Annotated in this window: 26 protein-coding genes and 1 pseudogene; 8 read left to right on the forward strand and 19 right to left on the reverse strand. The window is 71.5% G+C overall.

Annotated features, from left to right (window positions below):
• Nucleotides 1-2,925 carry an ABC transporter permease subunit gene (locus OG707_RS05885; RefSeq protein WP_329115090.1) on the forward strand — a complete coding sequence of 975 codons (2,925 nt, stop codon included), beginning with the start codon at nucleotides 1-3 and terminating at the stop codon, nucleotides 2,923-2,925.
• A complete protein-coding gene (locus OG707_RS05890) occupies nucleotides 2,922-3,611 on the forward strand; it encodes an ATP-binding cassette domain-containing protein (protein ID WP_329115092.1) in 690 nt (229 codons plus the stop codon). The genes OG707_RS05885 and OG707_RS05890 overlap by 4 nt, the downstream gene beginning before the upstream one ends.
• Here the strand turns inward: OG707_RS05890 and OG707_RS05895 are convergent.
• Nucleotides 3,589-4,158 carry a transglycosylase family protein gene (locus OG707_RS05895; protein ID WP_329115094.1) on the reverse strand — a complete coding sequence of 190 codons (570 nt, stop codon included), beginning with the start codon at nucleotides 4,156-4,158 and terminating at the stop codon, nucleotides 3,589-3,591. The two genes, OG707_RS05890 and OG707_RS05895, sit on opposite strands and share 23 nt — an antisense overlap.
• Before the next feature lie 100 nt (nucleotides 4,159-4,258).
• The gene (locus OG707_RS05900) at nucleotides 4,259-4,921 is read right to left on the reverse strand and encodes a transglycosylase family protein (protein ID WP_329115096.1); all 663 of its coding nucleotides are present in this window, start codon (nucleotides 4,919-4,921) and stop codon (nucleotides 4,259-4,261) included.
• Nucleotides 4,922-5,339: 418 nt separating this feature from the next.
• Between OG707_RS05900 and OG707_RS05905 the strand changes: the two genes are divergently transcribed.
• Nucleotides 5,340-6,116: a hypothetical protein gene (locus OG707_RS05905; RefSeq protein ID WP_329115098.1), complete on the forward strand. Its 777-nt coding sequence runs from the start codon at nucleotides 5,340-5,342 to the stop codon at nucleotides 6,114-6,116.
• A 154-nt stretch (nucleotides 6,117-6,270) separates the two neighbouring features.
• Nucleotides 6,271-6,570, forward strand: a complete 300-nt coding sequence (locus tag OG707_RS05910; RefSeq protein WP_443071268.1) for a hypothetical protein — start codon at nucleotides 6,271-6,273, stop codon at nucleotides 6,568-6,570.
• 22 nt (nucleotides 6,571-6,592) lie between these two features.
• Here the strand turns inward: OG707_RS05910 and der are convergent, their stop codons facing one another.
• The 6 genes from der to OG707_RS05940 form a co-directional block, all read right to left on the reverse strand.
• Nucleotides 6,593-8,023 (reverse strand): ribosome biogenesis GTPase Der, encoded by a 1,431-nt coding sequence (der, locus tag OG707_RS05915; protein WP_329115102.1) that lies wholly within the window; start codon nucleotides 8,021-8,023, stop codon nucleotides 6,593-6,595.
• Between the two features lie 71 nt (nucleotides 8,024-8,094).
• Nucleotides 8,095-8,682 carry a lysophospholipid acyltransferase family protein gene (locus tag OG707_RS05920; protein WP_329127630.1) on the reverse strand — a complete coding sequence of 196 codons (588 nt, stop codon included), beginning with the start codon at nucleotides 8,680-8,682 and terminating at the stop codon, nucleotides 8,095-8,097.
• Between the two features lie 53 nt (nucleotides 8,683-8,735).
• Nucleotides 8,736-9,443, reverse strand: coding sequence for a (d)CMP kinase (gene cmk, locus OG707_RS05925; RefSeq protein WP_329115104.1), 708 nt, complete (start codon nucleotides 9,441-9,443; stop codon nucleotides 8,736-8,738).
• 97 nt (nucleotides 9,444-9,540) lie between these two features.
• Nucleotides 9,541-10,626 (reverse strand): prephenate dehydrogenase, encoded by a 1,086-nt coding sequence (locus OG707_RS05930; protein ID WP_329115106.1) that lies wholly within the window; start codon nucleotides 10,624-10,626, stop codon nucleotides 9,541-9,543.
• Nucleotides 10,623-10,985: a chorismate mutase gene (gene aroH / locus OG707_RS05935; RefSeq protein WP_329115108.1), complete on the reverse strand. Its 363-nt coding sequence runs from the start codon at nucleotides 10,983-10,985 to the stop codon at nucleotides 10,623-10,625. The genes OG707_RS05930 and aroH overlap by 4 nt, the downstream gene beginning before the upstream one ends.
• A gap of 125 nt (nucleotides 10,986-11,110) precedes the next feature.
• Nucleotides 11,111-11,608 (reverse strand): YidB family protein, encoded by a 498-nt coding sequence (locus OG707_RS05940; protein ID WP_443071269.1) that lies wholly within the window; start codon nucleotides 11,606-11,608, stop codon nucleotides 11,111-11,113.
• 139 nt (nucleotides 11,609-11,747) lie between these two features.
• On the opposite strand from OG707_RS05940, the gene OG707_RS05945 reads away from it, so the two are divergent.
• The 4 genes from OG707_RS05945 to OG707_RS05960 are packed head-to-tail and all read left to right on the forward strand — an operon-like array spanning nucleotide 11,748 to nucleotide 14,249.
• Nucleotides 11,748-12,425 carry a hypothetical protein gene (locus tag OG707_RS05945; RefSeq protein ID WP_329115111.1) on the forward strand — a complete coding sequence of 226 codons (678 nt, stop codon included), beginning with the start codon at nucleotides 11,748-11,750 and terminating at the stop codon, nucleotides 12,423-12,425.
• A 20-nt stretch (nucleotides 12,426-12,445) separates the two neighbouring features.
• Nucleotides 12,446-13,042, forward strand: coding sequence for a DUF6529 family protein (locus tag OG707_RS05950; protein ID WP_329115113.1), 597 nt, complete (start codon nucleotides 12,446-12,448; stop codon nucleotides 13,040-13,042).
• Entirely contained in the window at nucleotides 13,039-13,509 is a 471-nt protein-coding gene (locus OG707_RS05955) for a Rieske (2Fe-2S) protein (protein WP_329115115.1), read from the forward strand. Before OG707_RS05950 ends, OG707_RS05955 begins: the two co-directional genes overlap by 4 nt.
• Before the next feature lie 11 nt (nucleotides 13,510-13,520).
• A complete protein-coding gene (locus tag OG707_RS05960) occupies nucleotides 13,521-14,249 on the forward strand; it encodes a nucleotidyltransferase domain-containing protein (protein ID WP_329115116.1) in 729 nt (242 codons plus the stop codon).
• Here the strand turns inward: OG707_RS05960 and OG707_RS05965 are convergent.
• The 11 genes and pseudogenes from OG707_RS05965 to OG707_RS06015 form a co-directional block, all read right to left on the reverse strand.
• Nucleotides 14,196-14,721, reverse strand: a pseudogene (locus OG707_RS05965) (nucleotidyltransferase domain-containing protein). The gene OG707_RS05960 and the pseudogene OG707_RS05965 sit on opposite strands and share 54 nt — an antisense overlap.
• Nucleotides 14,722-14,724: 3 nt before the next feature.
• Entirely contained in the window at nucleotides 14,725-15,744 is a 1,020-nt protein-coding gene (locus OG707_RS05970; RefSeq protein WP_329115119.1) for an ADP-ribosylglycohydrolase family protein, read from the reverse strand.
• On the reverse strand, nucleotides 15,741-16,475 hold the full coding sequence (locus OG707_RS05975; protein ID WP_329127631.1) for an NUDIX hydrolase: 735 nt from the start codon (nucleotides 16,473-16,475) through the stop codon (nucleotides 15,741-15,743). The genes OG707_RS05970 and OG707_RS05975 overlap by 4 nt, the downstream gene beginning before the upstream one ends.
• A gap of 121 nt (nucleotides 16,476-16,596) precedes the next feature.
• Entirely contained in the window at nucleotides 16,597-17,742 is a 1,146-nt protein-coding gene (locus tag OG707_RS05980) for a pseudouridine synthase (RefSeq protein WP_329115121.1), read from the reverse strand.
• On the reverse strand, nucleotides 17,742-18,389 hold the full coding sequence (gene scpB, locus OG707_RS05985; RefSeq protein WP_329115123.1) for an SMC-Scp complex subunit ScpB: 648 nt from the start codon (nucleotides 18,387-18,389) through the stop codon (nucleotides 17,742-17,744). Before scpB ends, OG707_RS05980 begins: the two co-directional genes overlap by 1 nt.
• Complete coding sequence (locus OG707_RS05990; protein WP_329115125.1) at nucleotides 18,386-19,486, reverse strand: segregation and condensation protein A; 1,101 nt, start codon at nucleotides 19,484-19,486, stop codon at nucleotides 18,386-18,388. The genes scpB and OG707_RS05990 overlap by 4 nt, the downstream gene beginning before the upstream one ends.
• Before the next feature lie 26 nt (nucleotides 19,487-19,512).
• A complete protein-coding gene (locus OG707_RS05995) occupies nucleotides 19,513-20,046 on the reverse strand; it encodes a hypothetical protein (RefSeq protein WP_329115127.1) in 534 nt (177 codons plus the stop codon).
• Nucleotides 20,031-21,179, reverse strand: a complete 1,149-nt coding sequence (locus OG707_RS06000; RefSeq protein WP_329115129.1) for a ParA family protein — start codon at nucleotides 21,177-21,179, stop codon at nucleotides 20,031-20,033. Before OG707_RS06000 ends, OG707_RS05995 begins: the two co-directional genes overlap by 16 nt.
• A 303-nt stretch (nucleotides 21,180-21,482) precedes the next feature.
• Nucleotides 21,483-22,598, reverse strand: a complete 1,116-nt coding sequence (gene ald / locus OG707_RS06005; protein WP_329127632.1) for an alanine dehydrogenase — start codon at nucleotides 22,596-22,598, stop codon at nucleotides 21,483-21,485.
• 146 nt (nucleotides 22,599-22,744) lie between these two features.
• Entirely contained in the window at nucleotides 22,745-24,880 is a 2,136-nt protein-coding gene (locus OG707_RS06010) for a tetratricopeptide repeat protein (protein ID WP_329115131.1), read from the reverse strand.
• Nucleotides 24,881-24,973: 93 nt separating this feature from the next.
• On the reverse strand, nucleotides 24,974-25,600 hold the full coding sequence (locus tag OG707_RS06015; protein ID WP_329115133.1) for an NUDIX hydrolase: 627 nt from the start codon (nucleotides 25,598-25,600) through the stop codon (nucleotides 24,974-24,976).
• Nucleotides 25,601-25,605 lie beyond the last annotated feature (5 nt).

The following is a 25,605-nucleotide window of genomic DNA, read 5'->3' on the forward strand; positions in this document are numbered from 1 at the left end:
GTGGACTCGCTGACGTACGACCTCGTCCTGGCGGGCCTGGCGGTGGGAAGTGCCGCGGCCCTGACGGGAATCGGCCTGATCGTCACGTACCGGGCGACGGGCGTGCTCAACCTCGCGCACGGCGCGATCGCGATGATCTGCGCCTTCCTCCTTCGCCAACTGGCGGTCGGCTGGGGCTGGCCACTGCCCCTCGCGGCCTGCGTGACGCTGCTGATCGCGGCTCCGGGCCTGGGCCTGCTGATGTCGCTCCTGGCCACGGACCCCACGCGCGCACTGGTCGCGTCGATCGGCGCTTTTGTGCTGCTGATCGGTGTCGCGGGCCTGGTGTGGGGCACGGGAGCGCGCCCGGACGCACCGGCGCTGCTCCCCGACGACCCGTGGATCCAGCTCGCGACGGTGTGCGTACTGGCGGGCGCGGTGACAGCGGTGACGCACAGGACCCGCTTCGGCCGGCACCTCAGGGCGGTGGTCGACAACCGCGCACTGGCCGAGCTGGGCGGCATCGACGCGGGCCGGGTGGCGGCGGCGGGCTGGGCGTTCGGGGCGTTCACGGCGGGCCTGACGGGGGTGCTCCTGGCCCCGTACGTACGCCTGGATCCGTACGGACTCCCGCTGCTGGTCATGGAGGTGATGGCGGTGGCGGTGGCGGCGCGCATGAGGAGCATGCCGGTGGCGGTGGGAACGGCACTGGCGCTGGGCGTCACCCAGTCCCAGCTGACCCGCTTCCACCCACCGGGCAGCCTGGACCCACTGCTCCAGGCGGTGGGCTCGAACCTGTTCGTGGTGGCACTGCTGATCGCGGCACTGGCGGTGCGGGGCGTGGGCGACAGCGTGCCGCCAACCACCGATCGGGGTAAGGGCGTTGTGCGGCGCCTGCGCCGAAGCGAGCCGCCGATTGCGGCACCGACGGTACGCGGGGCGGGCACTTCAGCGCCGACAAGCGCTTGGGGGCGGTCTGTTTTCCGCCGCCGGACGCCACCTCGGCCCCGGCCGCACCTCCGGGCCAGAGGCCGGGCCCGCCCCCAGGACACGGAGCGAGCGCAGTCGGCTCCGGGAATCGCAGCGCCGGACCCGACGCCATGGCAGACCGGCACGACGTCACGCACGGACCGGAGACGGAACCCACGGGCAGCGTCCGGGGCACGGGCGTTGCGGCGGGTACGCGAGGCGCTGCGCACGCTTGCGCCGCACCGGACCAGAACCGCGGCACCGGGCCGCCGCACCCACGCCGCACTTTCGACCCACGCCGCGGCGGCCCCAAGGCCGCTCACGGCGTCCCGCACCAGGTCCGCGACATCGGGTGCGGCCCCCCGCCTCCGCACCCTCGCTTGGGTCCCCGTTTTCGCGCTGCTCCTGCTCCCGCTCATCAAGTCCCCGCACGCCGCCCTTCCCGTCCCCGCCCTCGCCGTCGTCCTGCTCTCCCTCGTCGTCGTCGCCGGTCGCAGTGGTCAACTCGCCCTGGGGCAGGCCGCGTACGCCGGGCTCGGCGCCCTCTTCGCCGCCCGGCTCTCCGGGCACCTGCCCGTGCTCGTCGCGCTCCTCCTGGCCGTCGCCCTCGTCGCTCCGCTCGGTCTTCTCACCGGCTGGCCCGCGATCCGGCGCCGCGGTCTTGCGCTGGCGCTCACCACCCTCGCCGTGGGGACGGCCGTCAGTCGCTTCGTTCTTGATCAGCCGTACGCGACCTCGGGCGTGACGGTCGCCCGGCCCGCCGGGTTCGGGTCGGACCGCGCCTTCTATCTCCTCGAACTCCTCGCCCTCGTCGCCGCGTTGCTCTCCGTCGCCGCTCTGCGCCGCGGCCGTACGGGGCGGGCCCTGGCGGCCATGCGCGACCACGAGCAGGGTGCGGCGGCCTCCGGTGTTCCGGTGCCGCGGCTCAAGCTCCTGGCGTTCACCCTCGGCGCCGCCCTCGCCGCGCTCGGCGGCGCGCTGCTGTCGCTGGGGGCCAACGCCTTCGATCCGACGGCGTACGAACCGGTGCGCAGTCTCCTCTGGTTCGCGGCCCTGATGATCCTCGGCGCGGACACCCTGCTCGCCGCGCCCGTGGCGGCCGCACTCCTCACCGTCCTGGACTCCGGATCCCGTACGGGGCTCGCGGCCACCGCGGTCGGCGCCCTGGCCCTCCTCCTCACCCGCTTCCGGCCCGCCCTGCGCCCGCCCCGCCCCCGCACCCCGACCCCGCTGGGCGAGCGCGCACGGGCCCGGCTGCGGCTCCCCGCCCCCGGATCTCCCCCTGCCGCCCGCAGAGCGCCCGCCCCCTCGATGCCCGACCTCGACCCCCCGAGCCCCCTCGTCGCCCACCAACTCCGCCTCGCCTACGGCGCGTTCACCGCCCTCGACGGCGTCGACCTCACCGTCGAGCCCGGCCGCGTCACCGCCCTGATCGGCCCCAACGGCGCCGGCAAGAGCACCCTCTTCCACTGCCTCTGCGGCACGCTCCGCCCCGCATCGGGCCGCGTCACCCTCGCCGGGACCGACATCACCCGCCGCAGCGCCCACGCCCGGACTCGGCTCGGTGTCGCCAGGACGTTCCAACAGCTCGCCGTTTTCCCGTCGTTGACGGTCGCGGAGCAGGTACGGATCGGCGCCGAGCAGGGCCGGGTCCGCGACCCCGGCCGCACCGTCGAGTCCGTACTGCACCTCCTCGATCTGGACGGTCCCGTACGGAACCGGTACGCCGCCGGGCTCCCCACCGGCGTCCTGCGCCGCGTCGAGCTCGCCAGGGCCCTCGCCGGGCAGCCGTACGTCCTCCTCCTGGACGAGCCCGCCGCGGGCCTGGACACGGCCGAGGCCCACCACCTGGCGGGGCTGCTCGCCGACCTCGCCGCGCACGGCACGGCCGTCCTCGTCGTCGAACACGACCTCGACCTGGTCGCGGACATCGCCGACACCGTGCACACCATGACAGCAGGGCGGATCGCCCCATGAGCGTCGAGATCGAGCTCTGCGACGCCCGGGTGCGGTACGGCCCCCTCGAAGCCCTGCACGGCGTGCGCCTCCCCGCCCCGGCGGGCGCGGTGACCGTCCTGCTCGGCCGCAACGGTTCGGGCCGTACGACCGCCCTGCGCGCCCTCGCCGGAACCGTGCCCCTCGCCGCGGGCCGTGTCCTGCGGCGAGGCGAGGACATCACCCGCACCCCCGCCCATGTCCGCGCCCGCGCCGGCGTGTGCTCCGTACCGGACCAGCAGGCGGTCCACCCCACCTTCACCGTCGCCGAGAACCTCCAACTGGCCGTCCATGGCGCCGACTTCACCCGGGCCCTCACCGTCTATCCGGCCCTGGGCCCGCTCCTCCCTCGCCTCGCCGGCACCCTCTCCGGCGGCGAGCAGCGCATGCTCGCGCTCTCGCGCGCGGTACTGGCCGACGCCCGTGTCGTCCTGGTCGACGAGCCCGCCCTCGGCATGTCACCCCCGGTCGCGGCCGCCACGTACACGATGCTCACCGAGCTCGCCGCCCGCTCGGCAGCCGCCGTGGTGGTCGCGGAACAGAGACTGCCGCCCGGCCTCGAAGGCCGGACGGCAGCGGGTGTGGCGGTGATCGTGCATCAACTCCGGCGCGGAGCCGTGGTGTTCAGCGGAGAGCCGTACGAGTTCACTTCGAGGGCGGCGGAATGACCAGCAGGGTCCCGACGTTCAGCCGGTCCGGGTGGGAGCCGATCATCTGGGCGTTGGCCTTGTAGAGCGCCTGCCAGCCGCCCTTGATCTTGTACTTGCGGGCGATCGAGGAGAGCGTGTCCCCGTTCCGCACGGTGTGGATGCGCCCCTTGAGCCGGTACTTCTTCGAGCAGACGGGCCAGGCCTCCCACCCCTGGTCGGCCAGCACCCGCTGGGCGACCGCGATCTGCTCGGCACGGGTGGCGAGGTCGGCGCGCGGGGCGTACGCGAGGCCGCCGTGCTCCTCCCAGGTGGGCTGCCAGAACTGCAGTCCGCCGTAGTAGGCGTTGCCGGTGTTGACGTCCCAGCGGCCGCTGCTCTCGCACTCGGCGAGACAGCTCCAGGGCCACTGGCTGGCCGCACAGCCGTACGGACCGAAGCCCGCATTGGCGGCAGGGGATCCGGGGGCGGGCGGGGGCGGGACTGCGGCCTGCGCGCCGATCGGCACGAGGGCGAGCAGGAGGGCCAGCAGGGCTGCGGGCCACAGACGGGAGCGGGGGCTTTGCATCGGGTCACGCTAAGCAGCGGCGGACCCGGTGGTGATCATGCCGCGCGGCGGACGGGGAGGTCCCACCCGGTCGGGTGACCGGACGGAACCTCCCCGCTGCTCAGAGCGCGAGCCGCTGGCCGGGCAGGATGAGGTCCGGATCACTGCCGATGACGGCCTTGTTGGCGGCGTACAGCGCGCCCCAGGAAGTGCCGTGGAGAGCGGCGATGGCACTCAGGGTGTCGCCGCTCCTGACCTTGTACGTACCGTTCCCGCGGTCCGGCGTCGTTGCCGGGGCGGACGGGGTGGATTCGGTGGTCACAGGCGCCTTGGGTGCCCTGGGCGCCTTGTGCGCCTTGACGGACTTCGGCGCCTTGGCGGCCTTGTGCGCCTTGGGCGTACCGGACGCCGGCGCACTTCCGTACGCCCCCGCCCTCGCGGAGCAGGTGGGCCAGGCCCCCCAGCCCTGGGCCCGCTGCACCTTGGTGGCGACGGCGATCTGCTCGGCCCGGCTGGCCCGGTCGGCGGTGGACGCGTACGCCCCGCCGCCGTGCGCCCGCCACGTACCGGCGGAGAACTGCAGCCCGCCGTAGTAGCCGTTGCCGGTGTTGATGTGCCAGTTTCCGCCGCTCTCGCACTGGGCGATGCGGTCCCACATTCCGTTGTCTGCTGCCTGGGCCGGTACGGCCGTGGCGGCGAGCAGGGCCAGTGGGGCCACCAGGGCGGCGACCCCTACGAGCACTGCTTTCTCACGACTGCGTATGGAACTGGAACATTCGGACATGGTTTCCCTCTCGCAGGACCCGGGTCCCACTGGCTGCGGGGCTCCCGGGGTGCGCTCGGTGCACACGGCGGTGGAATCTATGGACGTCGGGCCGGTGGTATCAACCAATTGCTTGTCATTCCAGGCCAGTTGACTGTTACCGGGAGTATCGGCGAAATTCGGCCACCCATTTGATCGCCAGATTTCAGCATTTGTCGACCTCGACCCGAAGTGATCTGTGACTCAGCTCACCGCATCAACTTCCATGCACTCGCCATGAGTTGACAGGGAGTAAGAGCTTCCGCCGGCCCTCTCACCGTGTGCTGAGGATGGTTCGATTCCGTTCGCCTCTGCGCGTGACTCCGGCCACAGATCATCCGTTGTTCTCTTTATGAGCCGGGAACTGCCCGGCGCACGAACCGAGTTCGAGGAGCCACCCGTGCCGCGCATGCTCGACGTCAGCCAGGACGTACGCGCCGAGATCGGCGACGAAGAAGCCGACCTGCTGCTCGCCGGCGAGAACGCCCCGGGCAGCTACGACTGCACCTCCTGCCGCACCCCAGGCGATTCCGACCAGGAGCGCACCAGCACGGTGCTGTTCGTCGGCGACGAGACCGCCGTGCTCGCCTTCGCGCACGCCACCTGCATCCCCTCCCAGGTGGTCCAGGTCTCCGAGGACCAACTCCAGGGAGCCGTACGGTCGTTCGCCGCCGACGGCGACCCGGCCGCCCCCGCCGGCCCCGAGCAGGCCGTCCTCGGTATCACCAGCGGACTGGTCCTCATCGAGGGCGAGCTCCGCCCGGCGCTGGTCGTGGAACCGACCGCCCCGATCTCCCGCCCCGGCTCGACCGCGGGCGTCGACGAGTTCCTGCCGCTCCTCATCGAGCAGGGTTTCCAGCCGGTGTCCGACGTGAACCGCCCGCCCGCCCCGCTCCCCGGCTGGTCCGTACTGCTCGCGATGGGCCAGCTGCACGCCATCCTCCAGCCGGGCACCGGCGGCGGCAGCCCGGTCTCCTGGTGGCAGGCCCATCAGCCGCTCCAGGTCACCGACAGCTGGCGCGCGGCGGCCAACAAGTCGCACACCGTGCTGATCTTCGCCGCCCCGGTGGGTTCCATCGGCCAGCAGCCCCGCGAGGACCTGCTGCGCGGCGCACTGGAGAAGGCAGCGGCGGGCGGCTTCCTGGTGGCGGCCGCACTCCCGCTCGCAGGCACCTGAGTCACACCCCGCGCACCCCACGCGCCCCCGCTCGCACCCCCGCCGATCAGCGATTTCTTTGCCGTGCCCGCATCCGACGGGCGGTGGTGTCGTTGGCAGGTACGTGCACTCATACGACTCCAGCCGCCAGCCGTATCAGAATCAGATCCCTGCCATGCGCCCGTCACAGGACCCTTCGCAGCCCCACTCCCCCACCCCGATCTACGACGCCCTGTACTCCGAGTACCGCAGATCCTTCCGGGCGCTCCCGGGCGACCGGAGCGGTGAGGAGAACCTGGGCTTCACGGCGTTCGGCAGCGGAGTGCACAACAGCGGCCGCTACCCGGGCCACACCGGGTCCTGGCACGCACCGGCCCACGGGACCGGCCACACCCCCGGACACACAACAGGGCGGCAGCACACCGGGAACCATCTCCCGGCAGCGCTGCCGCCCGGGCCCCGAAGGGGCCTGTGAGTCCGCGTAGGACCGCGTAGGACTACTTGTTCCGCCCGCGCTTCTCGCGCACCCGCACGGAGATGTGGATCGGGGTGCCCTCGAAGCCGAACTCCTCGCGCAGCCGGCGCTCGACGAAGCGCCGGTAGCCGGCCTCCAGGAAGCCCGAGGCGAAGAGGACGAAGCGCGGCGGCTTGGTGCCCGCCTGCGTACCGAAGAGGATGCGGGGCTGCTTGCCGCCGCGGACCGGGTGCGGGTGCGCGGCGACGATCTCACCGAGGAAGGCGTTGAGCCGCCCGGTCGGAATGCGCGTCTCCCAGCCCTCGATGGCCGTCTCGATCGCCGGAACCAGCTTCTCCATGTGGCGGCCGGTCAGCGCGGAGACGTTGACGCGCGGCGCCCAGGCGATCTGCCCGAACTCGGTCTCGATCTCGCGCTCGAGGTAGTAGCGGCGCTCCTCGTCGAGCGTGTCCCACTTGTTGTACGCGATGACGAGCGCGCGCCCGGCCTCCACGGCCATCGTCACGATGCGCTGGTCCTGGACGCTGATGGACTCGCTGGTGTCGATCAGTACGACCGCGACCTCGGCCTTCTCCAGGGCGGCGGCGGTACGCAGCGAGGCGTAGTAGTCCGCACCTTCCTGGAGGTGGACCTTGCGGCGGATACCGGCGGTGTCGATGAACTTCCAGGTGACGCCGCCGAGGGTGATCAGCTCGTCGACCGGGTCACGGGTGGTGCCGGCCTGCTCGTTGACGACGACACGGTCCTCCTTCGCCACCTTGTTCAGCAGCGAGGACTTGCCGACGTTCGGGCGCCCGATGAGGGCGATCCGGCGCGGACCGCCGACGGCCGTGCCGAAACGCTGCTCGGGCGCCTCGGGGAGCGCCTCCAGGACGGCGTCGAGCATGTCGCCCGTACCGCGGCCGTGCAGCGAGGAGACGGGGTGCGGGGTGCCGAGACCGAGCGACCACAGGGCGGTGGCGTCCGCCTCGCCGCTCAGGCCGTCGACCTTGTTGGCGCAGAGCACGACGGGCTTGCCGGCCCGGCGCAGCAGCTTGACGACGGCCTCGTCGGTGTCGGTGGCGCCGACCGTGGAGTCGACGACGAAGACGACGGCGTCGGCGGTCTCGATGGCGTACTCGGCCTGGGCGGCGACGGAGGCGTCGAGCCCGAGGACGTCCTGCTCCCAGCCGCCGGTGTCCATGACCTTGAAGCGGCGGCCCGCCCACTCGGCCTCGTACGAGACCCGGTCGCGGGTGACGCCCGGCTTGTCCTGGACGACGGCTTCGCGGCGGCCGATGATGCGGTTCACCAGGGTCGACTTGCCCACGTTCGGGCGGCCGACGACGGCAAGGGTGGGAAGCGGCGGCCCGACGGCCTCCTCAAGAGCGCCTTCGACATCCTCGATGTCGAAGCCCTCTTCCGCGGCGAGCTCCATGAACTCTGCATACTCGGGATCCAGCTGGTCGTTCATGAAGTCCGTTCCTCTTTGTTGCTCATCGTCGGTGGACCCGTGATCCCACGCGTCCACTACTCAAGTCTCGCTCAGCGCCCGGTCAGGCGCCTGGCGCTGTCCAGGTGGGCGGTCAGCCGCGCCTGGATGCGCACGGTGGCCTCGTCCAGCGCCTTTCGCGTACGCCGTCCGCTTCCGTCCCCCGCGTCGAAGGCGTCACCGAAGACGACGTCGACGCGGCTGCGCAGCGGAGGCAGCCCACCTATCAACCGGCCGCGGCGCTCCGTACTTCCCAGCACCGCCACCGGCACGATTCGAGCCCCGCTGCGTACCGCGAAGTACGCGAGCCCGGCGCGCAGTGAGGCGAAGTCTCCTTCGCCCCTGGTGCCCTCGGGAAAAATCCCCAGCACCCCTCCATCATCCAGCACACCGAGCGCATCACCGATCGCGTTCCGGTCCACGCTCGTCCGGTCGACCTTGACCTGACCGATTCCGCGCAGGAACGGATCGAGCGGGCCCACGAACGCTTCCTTTTTGATCAGGAAGTGCACCGGCCGCGGGGCGGTCCCCATCACCATGGGACCGTCGATGTTGTGCGAGTGGTTGACGGCGAGAATCACCGGGCCGCTCGCCGGAACCCGCCAGGCGCCGAGCACCCGGGGCTTCCACAGCCCGTACATGAGCCCGATTCCGATGGACCGTCCGACCGCCGCACCGCGCTGGGCGGGAGCGGTCACTTGGCTGCCCGCTTCTCCTCGATGAGGGTGACGACGCACTCGATGACCTGGTCAAGGGTCAGTTCCGTGGTGTCCACCTCGACCGCGTCGTCCGCCTTGGCGAGCGGCGAGGTCTTGCGGCTGGAGTCGGCCGCGTCCCGCTTGACCAGCGCCTCCCGGGTGGCCGCGACATCGGCACCCTTGAGCTCGCCGCTGCGCCGGGCGGCGCGCGCCTCCGGGGAGGCGGTCAGGAAGACCTTGAGGTCGGCGTCGGGCAGCACCGTGGTGCCGATGTCACGCCCCTCGACGACGATCCCGCCCTCCGCGCCCGCGGCGATGGACCGCTGCAGCTCGGTGATCAGGGCCCGCACCTCGGGGACGGCGCTGACCGCGCTGACCTTGGAGGTGACTTCCTGCGTACGGATCGGCCCGGAGGCGTCCTGTCCGTCGACGGTGATCGTCGGGGCGGACGGGTCGGTGCCGGATTCGATGGCGGGCTTGCCCGAGGCGTTGGCCACGGCTGCGGCGTCGGAGACGTCGATGCCGTTGTTCAGCATCCACCAGGTGATGGCGCGGTACTGGGCGCCGGTGTCCAGGTAGCTCAGGCCGAGCTTGGCGGCGACGGCCTTGGAGGTGCTGGACTTGCCCGTGCCGGAGGGGCCGTCGATGGCGACAATCACTGCTGCCGGAGCGGTCCGGGCGGCGGTTTCCACGGTGACGGGCACCTTCCTGGTTCACGGGACAGAGACATCAGGGCGCAGAAGTGCCCCGCACCAGGTTACCGGCCGACCCGGCCTCTCCGTTACGCCGCCCGTGGAGCCCCTACTGCCGCAGCGCCCAGCCCCGCTCCCGGAGCGACGCCGAGAGCCCCGGCACCGCGGCGGGATCGACCATGAGCTGGACCAGACCCGCCTGCTGCCCGGTCGCGTGCTCGATCCGTACGTCCTCGATGTTGACCCCGGCCCGTCCCGCGTCGGCGAAGATCCGGGCCAGCTCGCCCGGCTGGTCGCTGATGAGGACCGCCACGATCTCGTACGTCGCCGGGGCCGCTCCGTGCTTGCCCGGCACCCGCACCCGCCCGGCGTTGCCCCGCCGCAGGACGTCCTCGATGCCCTCGGCCCCGCCGCGCCGCTTCTCCTCGTCCGAGGACTGCAGGGCGCGCAGCGCCAGAACGGTCTCGTCCAGGTCGGCGGCGACCCCGGCCAGCACGTCGGCCACGGGACCGGGGTTGGCGGAGAGGATCTCCACCCACATCCGCGGGTCCGACGCGGCGATCCGGGTCACGTCCCTGATGCCCTGACCGCACAGCCGTACAGCGGTGTCATCGGCTTCTTCGAGCCGGGCCGCGACCATGGAGGAGATCAGCTGCGGGGTGTGCGAGACGAGCGCCACCGCCCGGTCGTGGGCGTCGGCGTCCATGACGACGGGCACGGCACGGCAGAGCGCGACGAGCTCCAGCGCCAGGTTGAGGACCTCGGTGTCGGTGTCCCGGGTCGGCGTGAGCACCCAGGGCCGCCCCTCGAAGAGGTCGGCGGTCGCCGCGAGGGGACCCGAACGCTCCTTGCCCGCCATCGGATGCGTACCGATGTAGGAGGTGAGATCGCAGCCCAGCGCCTCCAGCTCGCGCCGCGGCCCGCCCTTGACGCTCGCGACGTCTATGTAGGCGCGCGCGACCCCGCGCCCCATCGCGTCGGCGAGGGTGGAGGCCACATGGGCGGGCGGTACGGCGACGATCGCCAGGTCCACGCGCCCCTCGGCCGGATCGTCCGTCCCCGCGCCGAGCGCGGCGGCCGTACGGGCCTGCCCCGGGTCGTGGTCGACGAGGTGGACGGCGACGCCCCGGCCCGCGAGGGCGAGGGCGGCGGAGGTGCCGATCAGGCCGGTTCCGATGACGACTGCGGTTCTCACTGGGCGATGTCCTTGCGGAGGGCGCCCGCGGCACCCAGGTAGACGTGGGCGATCTCCGACTTGGGCAGGTACGTCTCGATGTGCGCCAGGATCCGTACGACCCTCGGCATCGCGCCCGCGATGTCCAGCTCCTGGGCGCAGATCAGGGGGACGTCCACGATGCCCAGCTTGCGGGCCGCGGCGGCCGGGAAGTCGCTGTGCAGATCGGGGGTGGCCGTGAACCAGATGCTGATCAGGTCGTCGGCGACGAGCCCGTTGCGCTCCAGGACGGCGGTGAGCAGCTCGCCGACCTGCTCCTCCATGTGTCCGGCGTCGTCCCGTTCCAGCTGGACGGCTCCGCGGACCGCTCGTACCGCCACGTGCTGCTCCTTGATCGGATGAGGTTCTGCTGCCTGTCAAGAGTAGTCAGCCCCACCGGCACACCACTGCGGCGACCGCCCTCCGAGACGAGTCCCGGGGCGGCCGCCGCGATGCCGTACAGCGGTCAGAGCTGCTGCTGCTTGATGATGTCCTCGAGGGAGCCGCCGTGCGGGACCTCGCCGGCGGGGGTCAGCTTGTCGACGGCCTGCGGGAGGGACTGGGCGATCTGGTCGGCCGCCTGCTGCGGGGAGACGCCCGCGTCCTCGGCGACCTTCTGCAGGGTCTCGTCGGGCAGCGCCTGGGCGATCTGCTCGCCGCTGACCTGCTTGTTGTCGCCGGTGCCGACCCAGGACTGCGCCTGGTCCATCAGCCCGGACTTGGTCAGCATGCCCATCAGGCCTTCGAGGGGGTTGCCGCCGCTGCCGCCGCTCTTGCCGGTGAAGGCGCCGAGCAGCGAGCCGAGGATGTCTCCGGCCCCGCCGCCGGCCGCGGTGCCGCCTTCGGCGTTCTTGCTGCCGCCGCCCAGAAGGCCGCCGAGCAGACTGCCGAGGTCATTTCCCGCCATGGTTCTGCCTTTCGAGGAAGGACTACCGGGTCCGCGGGGGCGCGGAATGCCCGGCACCAGTACTGGACAATCTGACGTAAACCTCCCTATGCCGCCACTTGGGCGACACAGACCTGTTCGCGCTATGGACGCCAGGGGTGCGGGTCCGCTTGCATGGTGGTTCTCGTACCACCCGGCGCCTCGGGGGAGGCTTTCCATGAAGCGCTCCGGACCCCTGTACACGCTCCTCGCGGGCCTGCTGCTGGCTCTCGTGATGCTGTCCCTGAATGCCACGACGGGGAGCGGGGTGTCCTCGTACGGGGACACCCCGGCCGCACCGAGCACCCCACCGGGCACGGCGAAGCCGTCGGCCACCGCGAGCACCCCGGCCCCGTCGCCGACACCGACTCCGTCGAAGACCGCGACGCCGCCGCCCGATGCCTCGTACGCGGGCCGTACCAAGGACGACAGAGCCTCCGTCGCCATCTCGCTCAAGGACGGCAAGGCCATCGCGTACGTCTGCGACGGCCGCGCCCAGGAGGCCTGGCTGAAGGGTGACGTCAAGGACGACGGCACCATGAAGCTGAGCGGCAGCGGCGGCGCCAAGCTGGAGGGCACGCTCCGCGGGAACAAGGTCGACGGCACGGTCGACCTCCGCAAGCAGAACTGGCAGTTCACCGCGGCGAAGGCGGTCAAGCCCTCCGGGCTCTACCGCGCCACGACCGAGGTGCGCGGCGCGAAGATCGACGGCGGCTGGATCGTCCTCCAGAACGGCCGCCAGGTCGGCATCGTCGACACCGACGGCAAACCGGCCGGAGCGCCCCCGATCGACCCGCAGACCGGCGCCGTGACCGTCAACGGCACCGAGATCACCGCTGCCCCCGCCGTCCCCTGAGTGCAGGGAGTGAGTACGCCATGAGCGTCGACCCCAACGCCCCCACCTCCTCGTTCCCCGCCCAGCCGGACGGCGGCCACGCCCGCCCGGGCGCCGCCCGCTATCTGGTGCCCGCGCTGGTGGCCGCGGCGGTCGCCGTCGCTCTCGGGGTGTACGGCAAGGAGCACGACCCCGCGGGCACGGCCTTCAACCTCGCGGGCTTCAGCAGCACCAGCGCGGTCAAGGCCTGGCTGGCCACCGCGGCGATCGCCTTCGCGCTCGTCCAGCTCTTCTCGGCGCTGGCGATGTACGGCCGCCTGCCGGGCCTTGCCCGCGCCACCTGGACCGCGCCGCTGCACCGCTGGTCGGGGCGGATCGCCTTCCTCCTGGCGGTCCCCGTCGCGGTGCACTGCCTCTATGCCCTGGGCTACCAGACGTACAGCACCCGGGTGATGTGGCACTCGCTCTTCGGCTGCTTCTTCTTCGGGGCGTTCAGCGCCAAGATGCTGCTGCTGCGCGCCGAACGGCTGCCCGGCTGGCTGATCCCCGTCGTCGGCGGACTTGTCCTCGTCGTGCTCGCCGTCATCTGGCTGACCTCGGCGCTCTGGTTCTTCCGTACGTTCGGAGTCACGACATGAGCGGGGTGACGAGCCGCCGCGCGGCGCTCGTGACCGGCGGCGCAGCGCTGGCGGCCCTGGCGGGCTGCACGAAGTACGGGGACGAGTCCCAGCAGCCGGAGGCCCCGCCCTCATCCGCGCCCGCGTCCGGCAGTTCGAAACCGGCCGGAGGCGGAGGCGGCGGCGGAGGCGGCGGCGGCGCCCCGGCACTGGCCAAGACGACCGACATCCCGGTCGGCGGCGGCAAGATCTTCGCCGACAAGAAGGTCGTGGTCACCCAGCCCGAGGCGGGCGCGTTCAAAGCCTTCTCGGCGATCTGCACCCACCAGGGCTGCACGGTCTCCAGCGTCTCGGACGGCACCATCAACTGCCCCTGCCACGGCTCCAAGTACCGCATCGCGGACGCCTCCGTGGCCGGCGGTCCGGCGCCCCGTCCACTCGCCCCCCAGGCCATAAAAGTCACGGGGGATTCGATCAGCCTCGCGTAACGTCTCGGTCCATGCAGGTCACTCCCGAAGCGCTCGTCACCCACCACACGATCTACTCCTGCGTGATGGGCTCACGCGCCTTCGGCCTGGCCACGGACACCAGCGACACGGACCGCCGGGGCGTCTTCCTCGCCCCGACCCCGCTCTTCTGGCACTTCGACAAGCCGCCCACGCACGTGGAGGGACCGGCGGAGGAGCAGTTCTCCTGGGAGCTGGAGCGCTTCTGCGAACTGGCCCTGCGCGCCAACCCCAACATCCTGGAGTGCCTGCACTCCCCCATCGTCGAGCGCATCGATGCGACGGGCCGCGAACTCCTCGCCCTGCGCGACGCGTTCCTCTCCCGCGAGGTGCACAAGACCTTCTCCCGATACGCACTCGGCCAGCGCAAGAAGCTGGAGGCGGACGTACGGATCCACGGCGCCCCGCGCTGGAAACACGCGATGCACCTCCTGCGTCTCCTCGCGAGCGCCCGCGATCTGCTCCGCACCGGCGAGCTGGTGATCGACGTGGGCGAGGACCGCGAGCCCCTGCTCGCCGTCAAGCGCGGCGAGGTCCCCTGGCCGGAGATCGAGAAGCGCATGACGCGCCTGGCGGAGGAGTGCGACCAGGCGGCGACCACCACCCCGCTTCCGGCCGAACCGGACCGCGCCCGGGTGGAGGCGTTCCTGTTCCGGGTCCGGCGCGACTCAGCGCTGCAGTCGGGCCCGTACGACGAAATCGTGCAGCGCGTCGTGCGCTGAGGCCGCCTCGGGCAGCCCGGACACGGCCTGGGCCGCGTCGAGAACACCGTGCAGCGCCTCGACATCGGCCTGCATCCGGGCGATGTCGACGGGCGCTGCCCCGTGCTCGGCCTCGGCCTTCACCGCGATCAGCTCCGGCAGATACTCCGGAGCCTCACCCACCTCCCGCACCAGCGTGGGCAGATCGGCCTGCACCTCGCCGCTGCGCATCAGATGGATGCCGGTGAGCAGCACCCTGAAGGTGTACAGCAGCGGCTTCAGCTCGCCGGTCTTCTCGAAGAGCCGCCACTGCGTGGGGCTCGTGCAGCCCCACGAGGGCCTCCACGGGCAGCAGATGGACACCCCGCAGGTCCACGTCGGAGTCCCGCGAGGGGAAGCCGTAGAGATGTGCGCCGGAGACGGTCGCGAAGAGCAGCGGATCGGGCTGCTCCGCGACCACGTCCCGCAGGTCGAGACCGGATATGTCCATCATGGATCAAGCATCCCAGAGCGCCCCCAGCGTCAGGAGCTCGCTCCGGTACTCGATGCGCTCCTCCCACTCCTTGGGCCACGCCCGCGCCCCCAGGTGCGCCCCCGCGAAGGCCCCCGTCAGACAGGCGATCGAGTCGGAGTCGCCCTCGGTGCAGGCGGCCCGGCGCAGGGCGAGGACCGGCTCGTCGGGGAAGAGGAGGAAGCAGAGCAGCGCGGTGGCGAGTGCCTCCTCGGCGATCCAGCCCTCACCCGTGTCCAGGCACGGGTCCGTCTCCGGCGAGGGCGAGCGCAGCGCCTTGACGACGCGGTCGAGGGCGGTCAGGCAGTCGTCCCAGCCCCGGGAGATGAAGGCCTCGGGCGAGGGGTCCTGGGAGTGCTTCCACAGGTTGCCGAGCCAGCGCTCGTTGTAGTGGCTGCGGTTCTCGAAGGCGTACGAACGGAGCTGCCCGACGAGCCCCGCCGGGTCCGCGCCCTGCGCCAGCAGATAGACCGCCCGGGCCGTCAGGTCACTCGCGGCCAGCGCCGTCGGGTGCCCGTGGGTGAGCGCCGACTGCAACTGGGCGGCCCCCGCCCGCTGTTCGACGCTCAGGCCGGGTACGAGACCGACCGGCGCGACCCGCATATTGGCGCCGCACCCCTTGGAGTCGATCTGGCTGGCCTCCTGCCAGGGCAGGTCGCTGTCGAGGAGCCGGCAGGCGACCAGGCAGGTCCGCCCGGGGGCCCGGTTGTTCTCCGGCGAGTGGTACCAGTTCACGAACTCCTCGCGCACGGGCCGCGCCATCCGCAGCGGCGCGAGGAGCCCCCGGTCCATGGCCGTGCGCATGCCGCGTCCCAGCGCGAGCGTCATCTGCGTGTCGTCGCTGACGATCGCGGGCTTGATCAGCTCCATCTCGCGCCACGGCCCGCACTTGGCGAGGATCTCGGGCACGTTGTTGAACTCGGTCGGGAAGCCGAGCGCATCCCCCAGCGCGAGCCCGATCAGCGATCCGGTCGCCGCCCATTTCGTACTCATGCCACTGGTCATGCGATCCGTCCTTCGGGGCGCAGAAGAGGTGGGTGGAGGGCGGTGGCCGGCCCCGCTCGATAGAGCGAGGCCGGCTTCCCCCGTCCCCCGGTGAGGCGCGCGGCCCCGGCGACCGGCTCGACGAAGCCGGGCGTGGCAAGGACCTTGCGCCGGAAATTGGGCCGGTCCAGGGCGGTGCCCCAGACGGTCTCGTACACCTGCTGGAGCTCGCCGAGCGTGAAGGCGGTCGGGCAGAAGGCCGTGGCGAGGCAGCTGTACTCGAGCTTGGAGCCGATGCGGTCGTGCGCGTCGGCGACGATCTGCCCGTGGTCGAAAGCGAGTTGGCCGAGATTCCCGTCGGCCGGCACCCACTCCGCATGAGCCGCGTCGCCGCCCCCGTGCGGCTCGGGCAGGTCGGGTACGAGAGCGGTGTACGCGACGGAGACCACCCGCATCCTGGGGTCGCGGTCGGGCCCGCTGTAGGTCCGCAGCTGTTCCAGGTGGAGCGACTCGACGACCGGCTCCAACAGCCCGGTCTCCTCGGCCAGTTCGCGCCGGGCGGCCTCCTCGGCGGACTCCCTCGGCAGTACGAAACCGCCGGGCAGCGCCCAGGACCCCGCGTACGGCTCCTGCCCGCGCCGGATCAGCAGTACGTGCAACTGCCCGTCCCGCACGGTGAATACGGCGAGGTCGACGGTGACGGCGAAGGGCGCGAACGCATAGGGGTCGTAGTCCTTCACCGGATCGGTCATCGCCATGCCTCCGCCTTAATAGTCACCCTGACTATAAAGCGGAACGGGGCGGCCCGACAAGAAGAAAACCCGGCCCCCGCGAAAAAAGCGGGGACCGGGTTCCGACGGAGACGGACGACGTCTACATGCCGACTTCCTTCATCAGCATGCCGACCTCGGTGTTCGTCAGACGGCGCAGCCAGCCGGACTTCTGGTCTCCGAGACCGATCGGCCCGAAGGAGACGCGCACCAGCTTCTCGACCGGGAAACCGGCCTCGGCCAGCATCCGGCGGACGATGTGCTTGCGGCCCTCGTGGAGGGTCACCTCGACCAGGTAGTTCTTGCCGGTGTTCTCGACGACCCGGAAGTGGTCGGCGCGGGCGTACCCGTCCTCCAGCTCGATGCCGTCCTTGAGCCGCTTGCCCAGGTCGCGCGGGAGCGGGCCCGTGATCGCCGCGAGGTAGACCTTCTTCACGCCGTACCGCGGGTGCGTCAGCCGGTGGGCCAGCTCGCCGTGGTTGGTGAGGAGGATGATGCCCTCGGTCTCGGTGTCGAGGCGACCGACGTGGAAGAGGCGGGTCTCGCGGTTGTTGACGTAGTCGCCGAGGTTCTGACGTCCGTCCGGGTCCTCCATGGAGGAGACGACGCCGGCCGGCTTGTTGAGCGCGAAGAAGAGGTACGACTGGGTGGCGACGGTCAGACCGTCCACCTTGATCTCGTCCTTGGGCAGGACACGGCGGCCCTGCTCCATGACGATCTCGCCGTTGATCTCGACGCGCGCCTGGTCGATGAGCTCCTCACAGGCACGCCGCGAACCCATGCCCGCACGGGCGAGGACCTTCTGCAGTCGCTCGCCCTCCTCCTCGGCGCCGGGGTGGGTCTTGGGCGTCTTGACCTGCGGCCGGTTCTCGTACCTGTCCCGGTTGCGCTGTTCGATCTTGGCGTCGAGCTCGCGCGACTGGGCCTGGCCGATCCGCTGCCCGTGCGGACCACGGCGCACGGGAGTGCCGCCCTGCGGGGTCTTGGGGCCACCCTTGGCGCCGCCGCGCGCCGAGGCACCGCGGCCGGACTTCGCGCCGCCCTGGCGTCCCTGGCCCGCACCGGGGGCGTCGTTGCCGACGTCGTAGCGGCGCTCCTCGGGGCGGGGCTTGCGCGGGCGCTCCTCCTGCTTGTCGCCGCGCTGGTCGCCTCGCGCACCCTGGGACTTCGGCCGGGGGGACTGTGACCTGCCGCCCGCACCCCGGTTGTCCCGGTTGCCGCTACCGCTGTTCCTGCCGTTGCTTCGCATCAAAATTCCGTCTTGTCGTCGTCTGCGTCGGTGTCCGGACCGTCCGGTGCATCCGGATCGAACGACGGCACACCCTCTTGTGTCTCGGCCTCGATCGCATCCGCCTCGGGGAGGAAGGGTGCGAGCTCCGGGAGCTCGTCCAGGCCTCGCAGGCCCATCCGCTCCAGAAAGTAGTTCGTCGTCCTGTACAGGATCGCACCTGTTTCGGGTTCCGCGCCCACTTCCTCGACCAGGCCCCTCTGCAGGAGGGTCCGCATGACCCCGTCACAGTTGACTCCGCGGACGGCCGAGACCCTCGACCTGCTGACCGGCTGGCGGTACGCGACGACCGCCAGGGTCTCCAGCGCGGCCTGTGTGAGCCGGGCCTGCTGACCGTCCAGTACGAAGCCCTCGACGGCCTCCGCGTACTCGGCCCGGCTGTAGAACCGCCAGCCCCCGGCCACCAGCCGCAGCTCAAATCCGCGCCCCTGCACGGTGTACTCGTCCGCCAGCTCCCGCAGGGCGTCGCCCACCTCGCGCCGGGTCGAGTCGAGCACCTTGGCCAGGTGCTCCTCGGTGGCCGGCTCGTCGACGACCATGAGGACCGCCTCCAGTGAGGGCTTGAGGGGGGAGTCGGGGGGTGTCCCCCCGAAAGACGCAGTGCTCATGACTTCTCCTCCACGACTGCGTCGAATTCATCGGTGACGAGCGGCTGCTCCCCGCCCTCTCCCCCGGTCCAGCGCACCATCAGCTCCCCGAGCGCCTCTTCCTGGTCGAGGACGACGGCCTTCTCCCGGTACAGCTCCAGCAGGGCCAGGAACCGGGCCACCACGGTCAGGGTGTCCGGCGCATCGGCGGTGAGCGCCTGGAAACTGGCCTCGCCGCACTCCCGCAGCCGGGCCACGACCACCTCGGCCTGCTCCCGTACGGAGACCAGCGGTGCGTGGATGTGGTCGATGTAGACCTGGGGCTTCGCCTTGGGCTGCATGGCCTTCACGGCCAGCTTCGCGAACCCCTCTGCGCCGATGCTGATGACCACCTCGGGCAGCAGTTCGGCCAGATGCGCCTCAAGTCCGACGGTCCGCGGATAGCGCCGGGCCTCCGCATCGAGCCGCCTGTCGAAGATGTCCGCGATCTGCTTGTACGCGCGGTACTGCAGGAGCCGCGCGAAGAGCAGGTCCCGCGCCTCCAAGAGGGCCAGGTCGGCCTCGTCCTCGACCTCGGCTGCGGGCAGCAGCCGGGCGGCCTTGAGGTCGAGGAGGGTGGCGGCGACCACCAGGAACTCGGTGGTCTGGTCGAGGTCCCAGTCGGGCCCCATGGCCCTGATGTGCGACATGAACTCGTCGGTGACCTTGGAGAGCGCCACCTCGGTCACATCGAGCTTGTGCTTGGAGATCAGCTGCAGCAGCAGATCGAAGGGCCCCTCGAAGTTGGCCAGCCGTACCTTGAAGCGCCCGTCGCCGGCCTCCGCCTCGACCGGCACGGTCGGCGGGGCAGGCTCCGGCACGGGCGGCACCACGGGCTCGGGCTCGGGCTCCGGCTCCGGCTCCGGCTCCGGCTCCGGCTCCGGGGCAGGCTCCGGCTCCGGCTCCGGGGCAGGCTCCGGCTCCGGCTCCGGCTCCGGGGCAGGCTCCAGCAGCGGCTCAGCAGGTACGGGGAGAGCCGGGGCAGCGGAGACCACCGTCTCCTGGGCCACCGCAGCCCCGGGCCCCCGGCCGAGGTTGCGGCGGCGGGGCTGCGCGGGTTCGTCGGTCGTCGGATCCATCGCGGTCCAGGGTACGGAGGTACGTCTCAGCGCCCGCGCAGCCGCCGTACGAGAATGCTCGCGTCGCCCCGCGACTCCAGGTCGGCCAGGACCACGGCGACGGCCTCGCGCACGATCCGCCCGCGGTCGACCGCGAGCCCGTGCTCGCCCCGCAGCACCAGACGCGCGTGCTCCAGGTCCATGAGCTCCTCGGCCGAGACGTAGACCGTGATCTTCTCGTCGTGCCGCTCACGCCCGCTGGGGCGCCTGTTGGCCCCGCGCCCGCCCCCACGGCGCCGCTGCTGCTGAGGAGCCGCCTGAGCCGCCTGGGGACGCCGTCCTGCGGCCTCCCCGTCGGCGGCGCGGCTCCGCGGTTCCCCGGAGGAGGAGTCCTCCTCCGCGGCGGAGTGCTCCGAGGGCTCGCCGGACTTCTCCGCGGCGCCCGTGTCGCTCTCGCCCGCGGGCCCCGGCACTCTGGCCTCGCCGTTGGCGGGCCGGCGCGGGGACGAGGACTGGAGTGCCATGCCCCCGGTCGTACGGAACAGTTCGTCGGCCCCCGGCAGACTCACTCGGCGTGACACCGGGCGAGCACCTCCCTGGCGAGCTGACGGTAGGCGGCTGCGCCGACGGAGTTGGAGGCGTACGTGGTGATCGGCTCACCGGCGACCGTGGTCTCCGGGAAGCGAACGGTCCGGCCGATCACCGTGTGGTAGACGTGCTCGTCGAAGGCCTCGACCACACGGGCCAGGACCTCACGGCTGTGCACGGTCCGCGAGTCGTACATCGTGGCGAGGATGCCGTCGAGCTCCAGGTCGGGGTTGAGCCGCTCCTGGACCTTCTCGATGGTCTCCGTCAGCAGGGCCACACCGCGCAGCGCGAAGAACTCGCACTCCAGCGGCACGATCACCTTGTGAGCCGCCGTCAGGGCGTTCACGGTGAGCAGGCCGAGCGACGGCTGGCAGTCGATCACGATGTAGTCGTAGTCCTGCATCAGCGGCTTGAGCGCCCGCTGCAGCGTGGACTCACGGGCGACCTCGCTCACCAGCTGCACTTCGGCGGCCGAGAGGTCGATGTTGCTGGGCAGCAGGTCCATGTTGGGGACCGCGGTCTTCAGCAGCACCTCGTCCGCCGCCATGCCCCGCTCCATGAGCAGGTTGTAGACGGTGAGATCGAGCTCCATCGGATTGACGCCGAGACCCACCGACAGCGCCCCCTGAGGGTCGAAGTCGACGAGCAGCACCCGGCGTCCGTACTCCGCGAGCGCGGCACCCAGGTTGATGGTCGACGTGGTCTTGCCGACGCCGCCCTTCTGGTTGCACATCGCGATGATCTTCGCGGGGCCGTGGTCGGTCAGCGGTCCTGGGATCGGGAAGTACGGCAACGGCCTTCCGGTCGGGCCGATCCGCTCGCGGCGCTGACGGGCAGCGTCCGGTGCGAGGGTGGCCGCGTACTCGGGGTCGGGCTCGTATTCGGCGTCGGGGTCGTAGAAATGCCCCTGGGGAACCTCGGTGTAGTCGGCGAGAACATGGGTGGTCGTATCGCCACTCCGGTCGCCGGCCCTGGCGTTCACGTGTTGGCCGTCCATACTCTGGTGGGCACTCCGGTGGACTGTGGTCTGGGCTGTGATCGGAGCGCGCTGATGTGCCGCGAAGGTGCGGACAGCGACGGAGCCGACAGCCTCTCGCCCTGCAGGACCCTGATCCCGCACAGGCATTCCTGGTTGACCACCCCCGGGAGTAAATGTCGACTCATTCACAAGTCGTCTTACCTCCTTGGACGTGACCAGGAAAATTTATCGATACGTCAGCGTAGAACCATGCCGACGGTTGGCGACTCTATGGCGTGTCACCACTCCGCAGCAACACAATCCGCCGGACCCGGCCCGATGTGTCGGCAACCCAACACCCTTGTGTCAAGGGCTCATGGGGGCCGCACGGGTGCTGAACACGCGACCGGCCGGACCTCACCTGGGCAAGATCCGGCCGGTTGCGCGCGGTTGACGACGCGTGTTGACGCGTCAGCCGAGCAGCGTGCTCAGTTCGACATGCTCCAGGCCGTGCGCTTCGGCGACGGAACCGTAAACCACCTGTCCGTCATGGGTGTTGAGGCCCAGGGCAAGGGCCGGGTCGCGGCGCAGCGCCTCGGCCCAGCCGCGGTTGGCGAGCTCCACGATGTACGGAAGCGTCGCATTCGTCAGCGCGTAGGTGGAGGTGTTGGGCACCGCGCCGGGCATGTTGGCGACGCAGTAGAAGACCGAGTTGTGGACCGTGAAGGTCGGCTCGGCGTGCGTCGTCGGGTGCGAGTCCTCGAAGCAACCGCCCTGATCAATTGCAATGTCGACAAGTACACTTCCGGGCTTCATCTTGGCGACGAGCTCGTTGGTGACCAGCTTCGGGGCCTTGGCTCCGGGGATCAGAACGGCGCCGATGACGAGGTCCGCCTCGACGACGGCCTTCTCCAGTTCGAAGGCGTTGGAGACGATCGTCTGCACCTTGGTGCCGAAGACCTTGTCCGCCTCGCGCAGCTTGTTGATGTCGCGGTCGAGCAGCGTGACGTGGAAGCCCATGCCGACGGCGATCTGCGTGGCGTTCCAGCCGGAGACACCGCCGCCGATGACGACGGCCTTGCCGGCAGCCGTGCCGGGGACACCGCCGGGGAGCACACCGCGGCCGCCGACCTGACGCATCAGGTGGTACGCACCGACCTGCGGGGCGATCCGGCCCGCGACCTCGGACATCGGGGCGAGCAGCGGCAGCTGACGGCCGGCCGTCTCCACGGTCTCGTACGCGATGGCGGTGGTGCCGGACTCCAGGAGGGCGTCCGTGCACTCGCGCGACGCGGCGAGGTGCAGGTAGGTGAAGAGGGTCTGGTCCTTGCGGAGGCGGTGGTACTCCTCGGCGACGGGCTCCTTGACCTTCAGGAGCAGGTCGGCGGTGGCCCAGACCTCGTCGGCGGTGGCGAGGATCTTCGCGCCGGCCGCGACGTACTCGGCGTCCGTGATCGAGGAGCCGACGCCGGCGTTCTGCTCGACGACGACCTGATGACCGTGGCGCACGAGCTCGTGCACTCCGGCGGGGGTGATGGCCACCCGGAACTCGTTGTTCTTGACCTCGCGGGGGATGCCGACCTTCACGTCGATCACGGTCCTTGACTCAGAGAGGGACAACTAGGGCAATGACATACATACCCGTCCGCGCACAGCACAGCGGGAGACACCACGGAAGTGCGCGGTGAACCCAGTCTATGGAAGGACTTCTCCCTGTCTAGCCTTTCAATGCATCAATCTTTCGCCGACTGACTGCGGATTTCGTAGGCAGATGCCGGATCGACCAGCAGTCTTTCGGCCGAACCCCTGTGCAGCTGGGCCGCCGCCGGGTCGCCGAGCCGGTCCAGCGTGTCCGCGAGACGGATCTCCAGCGCCGCCTGAAGCCGCACGTCCTTGGCCTGCCGCGCCCACTCGACCGCCTCGCGGCAGGTGCGCAGCGACTCCTCGGGCCGTCCCGCGTACTCCTGCACCCGGGCCGCCTCGCTCAACACCCGCGCCTGGCCCGGCAGATCACCGAGACGGCGGTGCCCGGCGGCTGCGGCCCGCCAGTTCCGCAGCGCCTCGCCGTAGTTCCCCGCATAGGTCAGTACGGTGCCGAGCCGCCCGTAGAGCCGCGCCTCGTCGGCGGACTCCCCGCGGCTCTGACGCTGGGCGAGGGCCCGGCCGTACCAGTCGGAGGCCCGTTGCCAGTCCCCCAGCTCCTGGTAGGCGCCGCCTACGGATTCCATCGCGCGGCTGATCGCGAAGGGGTCGTTCGCGGCCCGTCCTGCCTCCAGCGCGGCCCGGTAGCGGGCCAGCGCCTCCTCGGTGCGCCCGGTGCGCGCGTCCAGGTCGGCCAGATTCAGCAGGGCCGCGGCCTTCTCCCGGGGCAGATCGCGGCGCTCGGCGACGGAGAGCACCAGCTGGTGCAGCCCGTACAGCTCGGCGGCCGCGTCCGCGGCGCCCCGGTGTGCGATCAGTGCCCGTACCAGCGCGGCCACCAGACGGCGGGCGAGCGTGTCGAGGTCGCCGTCCTCGACGGCGATGCGCGCCGAGGCGATCAGCGCGGGCTGCCGCACCCGCAGCCACTCGGCCGCGGCCGGGGCGCTCGGGAAGCGCAGCGACTTCGGCAGCCCGGCGAGCCGCTTGCGGGCCGGTGAGCCGTCGGGGTCGGTGACCGCTCGGCACGACTGCAGCTGCCGTACGGTCCGCTCCAGCATCCGCGCCCTGGCCAGCTGCACCTCGGCGGGCCGGTCGCGGTCCTCCATCAGCGCCCGCAGCAGCGGGGCGAGCGCGCCGGGCACCTCGTACAGGGGGCCGAGCCGCCGCAGCAGACCGAGCGCGGCGAAGTCGTCCAGGGTCGACTGGGCGGCCGAGACCGAACAGCCGGCGAGCGCGGAGGCGATGTGCGCGTCGGCGAGGCCGGCGGGAGCGAGGGCGAGCAGTCGCAGTATCCGCGCCGCGGGCGCGGGCAGCGATTCGTACACGAAGCGGAATGCGCGGACGAGCTGCCGGGGCGCCGCGGGCTGCTCGGCGGGGACGGCACGGCGCGCCTCGCCCGGCTCCTCGGAGTCCTCGCTCCCGGCATCCGACTGCGGCGGTGCGGGAGGGGCCACCCGGGGCAACCAGGTGTCGTCGCCGGGCAGTTCACGGAGCTTCTTGGCCGCGTCCGCGACCGAGTCCTTCGGCCGGGCCGCGAGCCAGCCGCCCACCAGGACGAGCGCGGACGGCTGGCCGCCGCACTCCTCCACGAGCGACTCCGCGGTCCTGGGGTCGACGGTGATCCGCACATTGCCGGTGAACCGGCCGAGGAGTTCGACGCCCGCGGCGGTGTCGAGACCACCGAGCGTGCACGGCCGTACGTCGGGGATCCCCGTCAGCGGCCCGGTCGCGGTGGCCACGACGAGGCAGTCGGCAGCGTCCGGAAGCAGCGGTTCGACCTGTTCGGCGTCGGCGGCGTCGTCGAGCAGCAGCACGACCCGGCGCACCGAGAGGGCTTCGCGCACCCGCTCGGTGAGTTCGTCCTCGCCCTCCCCGGGCGGCGCCACGACGGCCAGCGCGCCGAGCAGTTCGCGCGCCGTGTCCACGGTGGGGACGCGCTCGCCGCCGGGCAGGGTCAGACGGGCGCGCAGCACGCCGTCGGGGTAGTCGTCGGTGAGGCCTTGGGCCAGCTCGTCGGCGAGGGACGTCCGGCCGGAGCCCGGCCGTCCGGCGACGAGAAGCACACGGGGGCGTTTCCCCTTGCGACCGGCCATGGTGTCGAGACCGGCCCGTTCGATGTCGGCGCGCAGCGACTTCAACTCACGCTGTCTGCCGAAGAACTGACTGTCCGTCCGCCCGGTCTCCCGGACGCCGGTCCGGCCGCTCACATCCACCGCCTGATCCGTCACGCCGCCGAGCGTAGTTCACACAGCGCGACGGACCAGGGGGAGCGCGGCGGGCACATCGCCCGTTCGGATCAACGGATCATCAGACCGGGGAGATCAGGCCTCGAAAGGCCGGGCGGGCCAGGGGGCCTCCGCCGGGCGCAGCGCGTCGACGCCCTCGCCGCCCAGGGCGGCGGAGAGTGCAAGCACGCCCGCCACCGTGCAGCTGTTGTGCAACTCCCCGGCGAGCACGCCCCGTACGAGCTCGGGAAGCGGAATGCGCGCCAGCTCCATGTCGGCCTCCTCCTCGGAGACCTCGAAGCGCTCGCCGTCCGCCTCGGAGATGTCCCGGGCGAGGAAGATCCGCACCGCTTCGTCCGAGCCGCCGGGCGAGGTGTAGATGTCGGTCAGCACCCGCCAGTCCTCGGCCTTGACGTGCGCCTCCTCGTACAGCTCGCGCTGCGCGGCGTGCAGCGGGTTCTCGCCGGGGATGTCGAGGAGTCCGGCCGGGATCTCCCAGAGCTTGTGGCGTACGGGGTGGCGGTACTGGCGCAGTACGAGAACCCGGCCCGAGTCGTCGAGCGCGAGGACGGCCACCGAGCCGGGGTGGACCTGGTAGTCGCGGCGGGCGACCGTGCCGTCGGGCATGACCACTTCGTCGGTGCGGACGCTGGTCTTGTTGCCCGTGAAGGGGGTCACCGTTCCGGTGACCTGCCACTCCTCGGCGGTGTCCTTGATGGTCATGCAGC

This window comes from Streptomyces sp. NBC_01465 (assembly GCF_036227325.1).
Lineage (GTDB): Bacteria > Actinomycetota > Actinomycetes > Streptomycetales > Streptomycetaceae > Streptomyces.

Coding starts and splice junctions, on each gene's coding strand:
- OG707_RS05975 (WP_329127631.1), bottom strand. CDS start 16,475: ATGACCGATCCGGTGAAGGACTACGACCCCTATGCGTTCGCGCCCTTC.
- OG707_RS05920 (WP_329127630.1), bottom strand. CDS start 8,682: ATGTACGGGCTGTGGAAGCCCCGGGTGCTCGGCGCCTGGCGGGTTCCG.
- OG707_RS05895 (WP_329115094.1), bottom strand. CDS start 4,158: ATGCAAAGCCCCCGCTCCCGTCTGTGGCCCGCAGCCCTGCTGGCCCTC.
- OG707_RS05980 (WP_329115121.1), bottom strand. CDS start 17,742: ATGCGAAGCAACGGCAGGAACAGCGGTAGCGGCAACCGGGACAACCGG.
- OG707_RS05960 (WP_329115116.1), top strand. CDS start 13,521: ATGCAGGTCACTCCCGAAGCGCTCGTCACCCACCACACGATCTACTCC.
- OG707_RS06000 (WP_329115129.1), bottom strand. CDS start 21,179: ATGCCTGTGCGGGATCAGGGTCCTGCAGGGCGAGAGGCTGTCGGCTCC.
- OG707_RS05970 (WP_329115119.1), bottom strand. CDS start 15,744: ATGACCAGTGGCATGAGTACGAAATGGGCGGCGACCGGATCGCTGATC.
- der (WP_329115102.1), bottom strand. CDS start 8,023: ATGAACGACCAGCTGGATCCCGAGTATGCAGAGTTCATGGAGCTCGCC.
- OG707_RS05950 (WP_329115113.1), top strand. CDS start 12,446: ATGAGCGTCGACCCCAACGCCCCCACCTCCTCGTTCCCCGCCCAGCCG.
- scpB (WP_329115123.1), bottom strand. CDS start 18,389: ATGAGCACTGCGTCTTTCGGGGGGACACCCCCCGACTCCCCCCTCAAG.
- OG707_RS06015 (WP_329115133.1), bottom strand. CDS start 25,600: ATGACCATCAAGGACACCGCCGAGGAGTGGCAGGTCACCGGAACGGTG.
- OG707_RS05990 (WP_329115125.1), bottom strand. CDS start 19,486: ATGGATCCGACGACCGACGAACCCGCGCAGCCCCGCCGCCGCAACCTC.
- OG707_RS05955 (WP_329115115.1), top strand. CDS start 13,039: ATGAGCGGGGTGACGAGCCGCCGCGCGGCGCTCGTGACCGGCGGCGCA.
- OG707_RS05900 (WP_329115096.1), bottom strand. CDS start 4,921: ATGTCCGAATGTTCCAGTTCCATACGCAGTCGTGAGAAAGCAGTGCTC.
- OG707_RS05945 (WP_329115111.1), top strand. CDS start 11,748: ATGAAGCGCTCCGGACCCCTGTACACGCTCCTCGCGGGCCTGCTGCTG.
- OG707_RS05890 (WP_329115092.1), top strand. CDS start 2,922: ATGAGCGTCGAGATCGAGCTCTGCGACGCCCGGGTGCGGTACGGCCCC.
- OG707_RS05910 (WP_443071268.1), top strand. CDS start 6,271: ATGCGCCCGTCACAGGACCCTTCGCAGCCCCACTCCCCCACCCCGATC.